We start from the raw sequence: 11,413 nt of genomic DNA, 5'->3' as shown, positions 1-11,413 counted from the left end.
CTGGAGGGCGGCCTGCGGAAGGGCCACGGCATGGACGAGCTGTCCAAGACCTGGCTCGACCACGAGCCGATCAGCTTCAAGACCGTGGCCGGCGCCGGCAAGGCGCAGAAGAGCTTCAAGCACGTGGCCCTGAACGAGGCCACCTGCTACGCGGCCGAGGACGCCGACGTGACGCTGCGGCTGTGGGAGCACCTCAAGCCACGGCTGGCGCACGAGGGCCTGGCGACGATCTACGAGACCGTCGAGCGGCCGCTCCCGCGCGTGCTGGTCGAGATGGAGCTGGCCGGCATCAAGGTCGACCCGCAGCGCCTGCGCGAGCTCTCCAACGACTTCGGCGTGCGCATGGGCGAGCTGGAGGCCGAGGCCCACCGCCTGGCCGGCCGGCCGTTCAACCTGGGCAGCCCCAAGCAGATCGGCGAGATCCTCTACCAGGAGATGGGCCTGTCCGGCGGCAAGGCCACCGGCACGGGCGCGGCCTCCACCGACGCCTCGGTGCTGGAGGACCTGGCCGCCCAGGGCCACGAGCTGCCCCGCATCCTGCTGGACTGGCGCCAACTGTCGAAGCTGAAGGGCACCTACACCGACAACCTGGTCGAGGCGATCAACCCCAAGACCGGCCGGGTGCACACCTCGTTCAAGATGGCTGCGGCGACGACGGGGCGGCTCGCCTCGGAAGACCCCAACCTGCAGAACATCCCGATCCGGACCGAGGAAGGCCGCAAGATCCGCAAGGCGTTCATCGCCGAGCCGGGCCATGTGCTGATCAGCGCCGACTACTCCCAGATCGAGCTGCGCCTCTTGGCCCACATCGGCGACATCCCGCAGCTGAAGCGGGCGTTCGCCGAGGGACTAGACATCCACGCCATGACGGCGTCCGAGATGTTCGGCGTGCCGGTCGAGGGCATGCCGGCCGAGACCCGCAGGCGCGCCAAGGCCATCAACTTCGGCATCGTCTACGGCATCTCGGCCTTCGGCCTGGCCAACCAGCTGGGCATCCCCCGCGACGAGGCGGGCGCCTACATCAAGACCTACTTCGAGCGCTTCCCCGGCATCCGCACCTACATGGATCGCCAGATCCAGCAGGTGCGCAGCCAAGCCTTCGTCACCACCATCTTCGGCCGGAAGGTCCATATCCCCGCCGCCCGGGGGAAGAGCCAGGCCGAGCGCAGCTTCGCCGATCGCGCGGCGATCAACGCCCCGATCCAGGGCGCGGCGGCCGACGTGATGCGCCGGGCCATGATCCGCATGCCGGCGGCGCTGCGCGAGGCGGGGCTGAGCGCCAGGATGCTGCTGCAGGTGCACGACGAACTGGTCTTCGAGGCGCCCGAGGCCGAGGCCGAGGCGGTGATCGCGGTGGCGAAGCGGATCATGGAGAAGGCGGCCGAGCCGGCGCTGCAGATCTCGGTGCCGCTGGTCGTGGAGGCTCGCGCCGCGGCCAACTGGGACGACGCCCACTAGCGGAACCGTAGCCATTCCGTCCCGTTGCGGAGGGATGGTCGCCGCCCCCGCGCTGCGCCTGGGCCGCCGTTTCGACCGGCGGCCGCTGGCCGCCGTCATCGAACTCGCCGCCCGGGCCGGATATCTGGCGCGCGGCGTCGTGCACGTCAGCGTCGGCGCGGTCGCGCTGATGGCCGCCCTGGACCTGACGCCGCACGCCGAGGGCGTGCAGGGGGCGATGGAGGCCTGGCGGCGTTGGCCATTCGGCATCGCGCTGTTGTGGCTGACGGGCCTGGGCCTCTACGCCTTCGCCGGTTGGCGTGCCTTGCAGGCGCTGTTCGACGTTGACGGCCGAGGCCGGAAGCTGAAGGCGCTGCTCGCCCGCTCGGGCCAGGCGATCAGCGGCGCGACCTATGCGGCCATGGCGGTTTCGGTGTTCGGGCTGCTGGACGCCCTTGAGGATCTTGGCGAGACGGACGACAGCGCGAAGGCGCGCGCCATGGTCGGCCGCGCCCTCGACCTGCCGATGGGCGACCTGCTGGTGGTCGGCTGCGGCCTCTTCATCGCCGGCTGCGGCGTCGGCAGCATTGCCCGCGCCGTCTTCGATCACTTCGGACGAGACCTGCAGGGGGAGCGGCGGACGCGGGCCTTGGCGAGCGTCCTGGCCCGCATCGGCTACTTCGGACGGGGCGTGGCGCTCACGCCCGCCGGTGTCTTCGTCATGCTCGCCGGCTGGCGGGCGCGAGCGGCCGAGGCGCGGGGGCTGAGTGGAGCGCTGGACGAGCTTGAGCGCCAGCCGCTAGGCGAACTCGTGCTGAGCGTCGCCGCCGTCGGGCTGATCGCCTTCGGCCTGTTCGCGGTGATCGAGGGATGGCTCAGGCCCATGCGCCCGGAGCGGGCGCTCGACCGCTAGGCGGCGTGCGGCCGGCGGGCCCTGGACTGCATCAGCCGCTGGTCCTCGCCTTCCAGCCGCACGGCGGTCAGCACGCCGGTGGCGTAGGCGCCGGTGTCCACGCCCAGGCGGTGGCGGGTGAGCTGGGCCTCCTCCGACGGCGTGTGGCCGTGCACGATCACCTTGCCGAAGGGCCCGGCCGCCTCGAGGAATTCCTGCCGGATCCACAGCAGGTCGCGCTCGGCCTGGGCCTCGATCGCCACGCCAGGCCGCACGCCGGCATGGACAAAGGCGTAGTCGCCCTGCGTCACCATCAGCTCCAGCCCCTCGTAGAAGGCCCGGTGCTGGTCGCTTAACGCCTCGGAGAACGCGCGGCTGGCGGTCGCCCAGGCTTCGGGATCGGTGCGCGAGGCGGGCGGCTGCACGCCGTAGGAGGCAAGCGTCGGCCCGCCGCCGTTGTCCAGCCAGGTGGCGCCGAACATCGGATCGTCCAGGAAGCGCAGCAGCGCCTCCTCGTGGTTGCCCTTCAGCGTCCGCGTCTCGAGCCGCGCATAGGTGCGCATCTGCAGCAGCAGGTCGACGACGCCCTTCGAGTCCGGGCCCCGGTCCACGTAGTCGCCCAGCATGACCAGCAGCGGCCGCTCCGCCGGCTGCGAGGCCAGCGCGTCCTCGGCGATGTCGCGCAGCAGCGGCCCTAGCAGGTCCAGCCGGCCGTGGACGTCGCCCACCGCATAGACCAGCCGGCCGCCCGTGGACGGGCGGGCCTGCGGCGCCTTCTTGCGGAACAGGTTGAACATAGCCCGCCAGGATAGGGGCGCCGCCCCTACGCTACAACGGGACGCTCCGCCGCGCGGGGATCAGGCGACCCGCCGCTCGTCCGGCGCCCAATCTTGGGGCTGACCGACGCGGAACTGGCCCACCAGGCCGAACAGGTGGTCCACCTGGGTGTTCAGCGCCATGGTGGCGGCGGTCGACTGCTCGACCATGGCGGCGTTCTGCTGGGTCATCTGGTCCATCTGGTTCACCGCCGTGTTGATCTGGCCCAGGCTGACCGACTGTTCACGCGACGACAGCGAGATCTCGGACACCAGCCGGTCGATGCCGGCCACCTGGCCTGCGATGCGGTCCAGCGCCTGGCCGGCGCGGCCGACCAGCTCGACGCCCTCAGACACCTGGCCGGTGGAGGCCGAGATCAGGGTCTTGATCTCCTTCGCGGCGTCGGCCGAACGCTGGGCGAGCGCGCGGACTTCCGAGGCGACCACGGCAAAGCCTTTGCCGGCCTCGCCCGCCCGGGCGGCCTCGACGCCGGCGTTAAGGGCCAGGAGGTTGGTCTGGAAGGCGATCTCGTCCATGACCCCGATGATCTGGCTGATCTGGCGGGCCGACTCCTCGATCTGGTCCATAGCCTGCACCGCCTGGCGAACGACCTCTCCCGATTGTTCGGCCTCCTGCTTGGAGTTCGAGACCGCCCGCTGGGCCTCGTCGGCGCCTTCGGCCGAGGTCTTCACCGTGGCGGTGATCTCGTCCAGGGCGGCGGCGGTCTCTTCCAGGTTGGCGGCCTGCTGTTCGGTGCGGCGCGAGAGGTCCTGCGAGGCGTTGCCGATCTCCAGCGCGCCGGTGCGGATGGCCTCGGCCGCGCCGATGATGGTGCGCAGCGTCTCCTCCATCCGGCCCATGGCCTCGTTGTAGTCCGCACGCAGGCTCTCGTACTCGCCCTCGAAGGCGTCGGTCAGGCGGAAGTCCAGCTCGCCGTCGGCCAGCCGGCGCAGGCCCTGGGCCAGGTCTTCGACGACCTTGGCCTGGGCGCGGGCGCGGGCCAGGCGCTCGGCCTGCTCGCGCGCTTCGGCGTCGGCGGCGGCCCGGCGGCGGGCGTCGGCCTCATCGGCCTCGGCGCGGGTGCGGGCCACGATGACCTCCTGGAAGGCGCGCACGGCCCGGCCGATCTCGCCCACCTCGTCGGGACGCTCGGCGCCCTTCAGGGCCACGTCCAGATCGCCGCCGGCCAGACGGCGCATGTCGTCGGCCAGGTCGAGGATCGGGCGCACCACCGTCCGGCGGGCCATCAGGATCAGGCCGCCGGCGAACAACACGCCCGCGCCGATGGCGACGCTCATCAGGAGCTGGCCCAGCGCCGCGTGCTCGCGCGCCGCCTTGGCGTCGGCGGCCGCGGCGGCGCCGATCTTGTCGGAGGCCTCCGCCATGGCCGTTTCCAGCACCCCAAAGGCTTCGGCGAAGGCGGCGTACTGGCCCTGGGCGCCCATCGGGTCGGTTTCCGCCCGGGCGATGATCGAGTCGGCGGCGGTCATGTAGCCGGCCAGCGGGGCCTCCAACTGGGTCAGCGCTGCGCGGATGCCGGCGTCGGGCGCGAGCTTCACGCTCTCGGCGACGGCGCTGCGGAACTCGGCCTTGTGCTCGGCCAGGTCGCGCTTCACGTCGTCCATGGTCACGCCCAGCACCGGATTGCCGGCCTGCAGCGCGGAGAGCACATCGCCGCGCAGGGCGTCGTGCATCATGTCGGCCTGCATGTGGTTGCGCTGCACCGCCTCGGAGCGGGCGGAGCGCTCCAGCGCCCCGTCAAGCGTGCTGGCGACCCACAGGCCCGCGCCAGCGCTGCTCACGCAGAGCACCAGAACCGCCGCGCCCGCGGCCGTCACCTTCTGTCGGATCGTCCTGAGCAAGGCCGTCCCCCCAATGTCCTGGGGCCGACATAACGACGATAGCCTTAATGGAAGGCTACTATACCGGGCGAAGACCGGTATTTGGACGGCAATCTAAGATCATATTCCGCGTCAATTTATGTGAATTTCGCACATACCTGAATATAGATCACCGATATCGGGATTTAACCTGAGATTCACAGGCGCAGATTTATCGGTCCACCCAACGATAACTCGTGGTGGGTTCAATGTTCAACAAGACGATGCGCGCCATGCGTGTATTCGCGCTGTCGGTCACGGCGGCGGCGGCCGCCGCGCCGGCCCTCGCCGAAGACGACGGCGCCTGGACGCATGAGATCGTCTATACGGCCGACGTCAGCGGCGGCCTGTCGGGCGTGGACAAGAAGGCCGGCCGCTTCCTGGACAACCTGGACGTGGTGGTCGAGGGCGACCTGGAGAAGGCTTTCGGCTGGAAGGGCGGCCGCGTCCACCTGTACCTGCTGAACAACAGCGGCGGGGCGCCGAACGACCTGATCGGCACGCTGCAGGGCGTCGACAACATCGAGGTCCCGCGCCCGCGGGCGCGGCTCTACGAACTGTGGGTCGAGCAGAGCTTCGCCGGCGGCCGCGCCGCGCTGCTGGCGGGGCTCTACGACCTCAACAGCGAGTTCTATTCGACCGAGGCGTCGGACCTGCTGATCAATCCCTCGTTCGGCATCGGCTCGGAGTTCGCCTCCACCGGCCCGAACGGACCTTCCATATTCCCCTCGACGACCCTTGCGGCGCGCCTGCGGGTCGGCGGCGACGAGGGCGCCTCGTTCCAGGCGGCGGTGCTGAACGCGGACGCCGCCACGATCGGCGATCCCGGCGGTCCGGACATGGGCCTCGACCAGGGCGCCCTGCTGGTGGGCGAGGCCGCCTGGAACGGGACCGTCCGCATGGCGGCGGGCGTCTGGGGCTACACCGAGCGGCAGGAGGACATCCGCGACCTGGGTCCGGCGGGCGATCCGGCGCTTCGGCGCGCCCGCGGCGGCTACGCCCTGGCCGAAGGCCGCTTCGCCGGCGACGAGGCCCGCGGGGCCAGCGCCTTCGTCCGCGTCGGCCTTTCGGATGGCGACACCACGCCGTTCACCGGCGGCTGGCAGGCGGGCGTGAAGGTGCAGGGTGTCTTCGAAAGCCGCCCTGACAGCGCCTTCTCGGTGGGCGTGCAACAGGCGTTCCTGTCCAACAAGGCGCGCGCCAACGGCCGTGACGAGGGCCTGGACCTGGGCGGCCACGAGAGCGGGATCGAGATCACCTATGCCGACACGGTGGGCCGGCTGACCCTCCAGCCCGACCTGCAGGTGATCTTCCGCCCGGGCGGCGACAAAGGGCGCGACCACGCCGTCGTCGGCGCGCTGCGGCTCACCCTGGATTTCAGCTGAAGGTTCCTGGTGGAGCCGAGGGGAGTCGAACCCCTGACCTCCTCATTGCGAACGAGGCGCTCTACCAACTGAGCTACGGCCCCAGGAAGGCGCGGAATAAGGCGATTGGCGGGGGTGCTGTCAAGCGCGCGCTTCCGGCTTCGCCTTGCCTGCGGCCAAAAGGCCGCTAAACGGTGGGCATGGCCAGCTTCGTCTACTTCATCATCGACAGCCTGCTCGGGCTCCTGATCCTGGCGATCATCGTCAGCGCGATCCTGTCGTGGCTGGTGGCGTTCAACGTCATCAACCTGCGCAACCAGTTCGTCTACGGCCTGGTCCGCTTCCTGGAGGCGGTGACCCGGCCGGTGCTGGCGCCCTTCCAAAAGGTCATCCCGCCGCTGGGCGGCGTGGATATCAGCCCGATCATCGCCATCCTCGTGCTGCAGGGCATCAAGATCTACCTGCTGCCGATGGTCTTCCGGCCGCTGCAGGGCTTGCTGGGCTGAGCGTCCGCCTCGCGGTCCGGGTAACGCCCAAGGGCGGCCGCGACGCGGTCGATGGCTGGAGCCCCGACGAGGCCGGACGCCCGGTGCTGAAGGTCCGGGTCAGCGCCGCGCCTTCGGACGGGGCCGCCAACGCCGCCGTCGTCGCGCTCATCGCCAAGGCCCTGAACGTCCCACGCTCGGCGGTGCGGATCGCCGCGGGCGAGACCTCCCGCCTCAAGCGGCTGGAGGTCGAAGGGGCGACCGCGGCGGACCTGGCGCAGGCCTTCGGAGCGCCGCCTTAGGAACGGGCCGGCCGCCGCCGCCTTCCCTTCCGCGACAGCGAAGAGGAGGCCGCAATGCCCGAAATCCCGACCGACCCCAACCGTCCGTCCGACACCGAAGCCGCCCACGCGCCCGAGGAGGGCGGCGCCGTGCGCGACCCGCGGTTGGCGGAGACCCCCCGCATCGACCAGAACCACGGCAGCCTCGACGGCCGAAAGACCAAGGACCTCGACGGCGAGGCCCAGACCGGCGAGCGGCTGGGCGAACGCGGTCGCCTGGGCTCATAGAATTCGCAGCCCTGCGGAACTTGCCTTTTGACAGGCGGTTGTAACGCCGATCGCTCAACGACTTGCCTGTCGGACACGAGTGGTCGTCGATCGGCCCGGCCCACACCCCTGGCATCCCCCCGACCGCGGCCGGGCCGATCGCCCCTTCCACTTCCGATCCCCGCCCGCCGCGGCTAGCCTGAGGCCATGTCCCGCGCCGAACTCGCCCGGATGATCGCCGACGCCCGCCGCCTGGTGGTGTTCACCGGGGCCGGCATCTCGACCGACTCGGGGATTCCCGACTTCCGCAGCCCCGGCGGCGTCTGGTCGAAGATGAAGCCGATCTACTTCCAGGAGTTTGTGGCCAGCGAGGAGAAGCGCCGCGAAGTGTGGGAGCGGGCGTTCTCGGGCCGCGCCGGCTGGGTGGGGCGCGAGCCGAACGCCGGCCACATGGCCGTCGCCCGCCTGGTCGCCCAGGGCAAGTGCGCCGCGGTGATCACCCAGAACGTCGACAATCTTCACCAAGCCTCGGGCGTGCCGCCGGAGAAGGTCATCGAGCTGCACGGCAACGCCAGCTACGCCACCTGTCTGGAATGCGGCCTGCGGCACGAGCTGGACGAGCTGAAGGCGCTGTACGAGGCCACGGGCGACCTGCCGGCCTGCCGGTCCTGCGGCGGCATCGTGAAGACGGCGACCATCTCGTTCGGGCAATCGATGCCGGTGGGGCCGATGGCGCGGGCCGAGGAGGAGACGCTGGCCTGCGACCTCTTCCTGGTGCTGGGCTCGTCCCTAGTGGTATATCCGGCCGCGGGCTTCCCGCTGATGGCCAAGCGGAACGGGGCGGCGCTGGCCATCGTCAACCGCGAGCCCACCGAACTCGACCCGTACGCCGATCTCGTGCTGCACGACGAGATCGGCCCGGTGATGACGGCCGCGGCGCCGGAGACCTAGAGGTAGCTCATCCAGCCGCCGGGATGCTGGCGCTTGACGCCCGCGAACCACCGGCAGGGCAGATAGAGCGCCGCGACCACCGCAATCCACACCAGGTAGACGCCGGCCAGATCGTAGCCGAACCCCCGGAACGCGGCCGGGTCCCGGAAGAAGTCCGCCACGCCCCAGACCGGGTAGCTCTGGGCGAGGCTGAACGCCGTCGACAGCGCGTGCACCAGGTAGATGTGGAGGATGTAGAAGAAGAAGGGGACCGCGCCGAAGGTGCGCCACGGCTCGACCCAGAACCCCTTGAGCCGCTCCAGCAGCGGCAGCAGCAGCAACGCCGGCCCGATGGTCATGCAGACGAACTGCAGCGAGGGCGGGTATTTGCTGGTCGACAGGAAGTCCATTAACGTCCGGCCGGGCGTGGCTTGGGCCGCCCAGGTGGACGGGTCGCCGTAGCCGTGGGCCAGGCGAAGCGCCACGAACAGGCCAATCAGGCCGAGGCCGAGCAGCGCCAGCGTCCGGCGCCGCCGGGTCCCGGCAAGACCGAAAACGGGCCCCAGGCCGAAGCCAAGCGCCATCACGCCCAGCCACGGCAGCACGGGATAGGCTACGAAGCCGTAGACCTTGCCCTGCACGACGATCACGGTTGGTTCGAGCAACAGGTTCCAGAGCGGCGCCCAGGCGCCCAGGTCGGCGGCGTCGATGGGATCGAGCAGGTTGTGGCCGGCCACGATGGCGACTCCGATGAGCAGCACGGCGCGCCAGGGCAGCCAGACGAGAGCGCCCAAAGCGACCATGCTGAGGCCGATCGCCCAGATGACCTGCAGGAAGAAGAAGTCGAAGCGGAAGCTCCAGCCGAACGCGATCAGCGTCAGCTCCAGCAGCACCAGCCACAGGCCGCGGGTGACGAGGAGGCGGGCGACTTCGGCCCGGGGCTTGCCGCGCGCCAGTTGGAGAAAGGCCGAGACGCCGGCCAGCAGTACGAAGACCGGCGCGCAGAAATGGGTGACCCAGCGGGTTGCATAAAGCAGGGCCCAGCTGCGCTCCGGGTCCAGCGGATCGAAGCTGGCGGCGTGCACGTGGAAGAAGTCGCGCACGTGGTCCAGCACCATCAGGACCATCACCACGCCCCGCAAGATGTCGATCGAGGCGAGGCGCTCGGCCGGCGCGGCAGCGGCAGCGGCGGATGAGGTCAGCCCCGGTTGCAGGGCGGGAGAAGCGGCGGTGGTCATGCGGCCAAGTTGGCTCAGCCGGCCGCTCCGGACAACGGCGTTCGAGGAACCCGGCCCCGCCAATATTCACGCTGGCGCCATATCGCCGCCGCTTTCGATGCGTTATGCGCGCGGCCTCCCTTCGTCCTCGGAGTTCGCCTTGGTCCGGTCCGCCCTCCTCCTTGCCGCCCTCGTCCTTTCCGCCTGCAGCTCCGGAGGCGACGCCGCCTCGTCCAGCGATCCCAACGCCGGCCTCGACGCGCAGATCCTGGCCTGGCGCAACGACATCGAAGCCAGCCACCCGGCCTGCGCGACCAAGGTCGAGGGCAAGGGCTGCGAGTCCTTCGAGGTGACCTGCAAGGGCCTGCAGGAGCTGACGCCTGAGGAGCAGGCCAAGGGCGTCACCACCCGGGTGGTCGCCGCGATGCGCTTCTCTGCGCGGATGGCCGACGGCTCGACGGGCAAGTCGGGCTCGGCCTTCGCCGAGTTTTCGAAGACCGGCGGGGAATGGACCCGCACGGAAGCCAAGCCGGTCAACCTCAGCACCTGCGCCCCCGTCTAGCCCGGCGGTCGCGGCGATGGCCGGGACGCGCTAGGAACCTCGAGCCAGAGTTTCCGGAGCCCTGCCCGCATGACCTTCGATCGTCCCGCGCGCCCGAACCGCAGCCAGCTTTCGGTCCCGGGCTCCTCCGCCCGCTTCATCGACAAGGCCGCCGCCAGCGCCGCCGACATCGTCATGCTGGACCTCGAGGACGCCGTGGCCCCGCCCGACAAGCCGGCCGCCCGCAAGACCGTGATCGAGGCCCTGCGCGACGTGGACTGGGGCGAGCGCACGGTCTCGGTGCGGATCAATGCGCTGGACACGCCCTTCATGTACCGGGACCTGATCGAGGTGGCCGAGCAGGGCGGCGACCGGCTGGACCTGATCATGGTTCCCAAGGTGAACTGCGCCGCCGACGTCCACCTGCTAGACGTGTTGCTGAGCCAGATCGAAGCCGCCACGGGGCGCAAGCGCCTGGGCCTCGAGCTGCAGATCGAGACGGCCGAGGGGCTCCAGAACGTCGACGCCATCGCCGCCGCCAGCCCGCGGGTGGAGAGCCTGCACTTCGGCCCGGGAGACTACGCCGCCTCCGTAGGGGCGCGGACGGTCTCCATCGGCGGGCCGGTCCCCGACTACGCCGTGCTGGGCGAGCCCGACGCGACCGGCGCGCGGCCGCCGCACCTCGGGGACGCCTGGCACTATGCGCTGGCGCGCATCGTCGTCGCCTGCCGCGCCGCCGGCGTTCGGCCGGTGGACGGGCCCTATGCCGATTTCCGCGATCCCGAGGGGCTGCGGTGGAGCGCCCGGCGGGCCTCTGCGCTCGGATTCGAGGGCAAGTGGGCGATCCACCCAGACCAGATCGCCGTTCTGAACGAAGTCTTCAGCCCGACCGCCGACGAGATCGCCCGCGCCCGGCGGATCCTGGAGGCTCTGGCCGAGGGCGAGCGGGCGAACCGCGGGGCGGTGGCCATCGACGGCCGGATGGTGGACGCCGCCTCGATCCGCCAGGCTCAGGTCCTTGTGGAAAAGGCGCGTCGCCTGGGCCTCGCCTAGCGGCGACCGGCCAGCAGGCCGCGGCCGATCACCTGGGCCTGGATCTCGGCGGCGCCCTCGAAAATGTTGAGGATGCGGGCGTCGCACAGGATGCGGCTGATCTCGAACTCCAGGGCATAGCCGTTGCCGCCGTGCACCTGGACGCCCGCGTCGGCGTTGGACCAGGCCACGCGCGCGGCCAGCAGCTTGGCCATGCCGGCTTCGATATCGCAGCGGCGGCCCTCGTCCTTGGTGCGGGCGGCGAAGTAGC

General features: G+C 70.7%; 13 protein-coding genes and 1 tRNA gene. 9 read left to right on the top strand and 5 right to left on the bottom strand.

Annotation, left to right across the window (positions count from 1 at the left end; genetic code table 11):
* Both polA and RIF93_RS14085 read left to right on the top strand, forming a co-directional pair.
* The coding region (gene polA, locus RIF93_RS14090; RefSeq protein ID WP_309092082.1) for a DNA polymerase I at positions 1-1,458 on the top strand (1,458 nt) is incomplete at its 5' end.
* A 34-nt stretch (positions 1,459-1,492) separates the two neighbouring features.
* Positions 1,493-2,350 (top strand): DUF1206 domain-containing protein, encoded by an 858-nt coding sequence (locus tag RIF93_RS14085; protein ID WP_309092081.1) that lies wholly within the window; start codon positions 1,493-1,495, stop codon positions 2,348-2,350.
* On the opposite strand, the gene RIF93_RS14080 is transcribed toward RIF93_RS14085, so the two are convergent.
* Complete coding sequence (locus tag RIF93_RS14080) at positions 2,347-3,126, bottom strand: metallophosphoesterase family protein (protein ID WP_309092080.1); 780 nt, start codon at positions 3,124-3,126, stop codon at positions 2,347-2,349. The genes RIF93_RS14085 and RIF93_RS14080 overlap by 4 nt on opposite strands.
* 60 nt (positions 3,127-3,186) lie before the next feature.
* The gene (locus RIF93_RS14075) at positions 3,187-5,007 is read right to left on the bottom strand and encodes a HAMP domain-containing methyl-accepting chemotaxis protein (protein WP_309092079.1); all 1,821 of its coding nucleotides are present in this window, start codon (positions 5,005-5,007) and stop codon (positions 3,187-3,189) included.
* 251 nt (positions 5,008-5,258) lie between these two features.
* On the opposite strand from RIF93_RS14075, the gene RIF93_RS14070 reads away from it, so the two are divergent.
* Positions 5,259-6,410, top strand: a complete 1,152-nt coding sequence (locus RIF93_RS14070; RefSeq protein ID WP_309092078.1) for a carbohydrate porin — start codon at positions 5,259-5,261, stop codon at positions 6,408-6,410.
* A 7-nt stretch (positions 6,411-6,417) separates the two neighbouring features.
* Here RIF93_RS14070 and RIF93_RS14065 read toward each other — a convergent pair.
* Positions 6,418-6,493, bottom strand: a tRNA-Ala gene (locus tag RIF93_RS14065).
* 96 nt (positions 6,494-6,589) lie between these two features.
* Between RIF93_RS14065 and RIF93_RS14060 the strand changes: the two genes are divergently transcribed.
* From RIF93_RS14060 to RIF93_RS14045, 4 genes are all read left to right on the top strand, one after another.
* Complete coding sequence (locus tag RIF93_RS14060) at positions 6,590-6,895, top strand: YggT family protein (RefSeq protein ID WP_309092077.1); 306 nt, start codon at positions 6,590-6,592, stop codon at positions 6,893-6,895.
* Entirely contained in the window at positions 6,892-7,176 is a 285-nt protein-coding gene (locus tag RIF93_RS14055; RefSeq protein WP_309092083.1) for a DUF167 family protein, read from the top strand. Before RIF93_RS14060 ends, RIF93_RS14055 begins: the two co-directional genes overlap by 4 nt.
* Before the next feature lie 54 nt (positions 7,177-7,230).
* Positions 7,231-7,443 carry a hypothetical protein gene (locus tag RIF93_RS14050; protein WP_309092076.1) on the top strand — a complete coding sequence of 71 codons (213 nt, stop codon included), beginning with the start codon at positions 7,231-7,233 and terminating at the stop codon, positions 7,441-7,443.
* Positions 7,444-7,629: 186 nt separating this feature from the next.
* Positions 7,630-8,373, top strand: a complete 744-nt coding sequence (locus RIF93_RS14045; protein WP_309092075.1) for a Sir2 family NAD-dependent protein deacetylase — start codon at positions 7,630-7,632, stop codon at positions 8,371-8,373.
* Here RIF93_RS14045 and RIF93_RS14040 read toward each other — a convergent pair.
* Positions 8,370-9,590, bottom strand: a complete 1,221-nt coding sequence (locus tag RIF93_RS14040; RefSeq protein ID WP_309092074.1) for a heparan-alpha-glucosaminide N-acetyltransferase domain-containing protein — start codon at positions 9,588-9,590, stop codon at positions 8,370-8,372. The genes RIF93_RS14045 and RIF93_RS14040 overlap by 4 nt on opposite strands.
* A 139-nt stretch (positions 9,591-9,729) precedes the next feature.
* Here RIF93_RS14040 and RIF93_RS14035 point away from each other — a divergent pair, with 139 nt between their 5' ends.
* Together RIF93_RS14035 and RIF93_RS14030 are read left to right on the top strand one after the other, a co-directional pair.
* A complete protein-coding gene (locus RIF93_RS14035; RefSeq protein WP_309092073.1) occupies positions 9,730-10,131 on the top strand; it encodes a hypothetical protein in 402 nt (133 codons plus the stop codon).
* Positions 10,132-10,200: 69 nt separating this feature from the next.
* Entirely contained in the window at positions 10,201-11,163 is a 963-nt protein-coding gene (locus RIF93_RS14030) for a CoA ester lyase (protein ID WP_309092072.1), read from the top strand.
* On the opposite strand, the gene RIF93_RS14025 is transcribed toward RIF93_RS14030, so the two are convergent.
* A partial coding sequence (locus RIF93_RS14025; protein WP_309092071.1) for an acyl-CoA dehydrogenase family protein occupies positions 11,160-11,413 on the bottom strand: 254 nt, incomplete at its 5' end. The genes RIF93_RS14030 and RIF93_RS14025 overlap by 4 nt on opposite strands.

It is taken from the genome of Phenylobacterium sp. (genome assembly GCF_031181185.1).
Lineage (GTDB): Bacteria > Pseudomonadota > Alphaproteobacteria > Caulobacterales > Caulobacteraceae > Phenylobacterium.
This window is presented reverse-complemented; position numbering and strand designations above follow the sequence as displayed.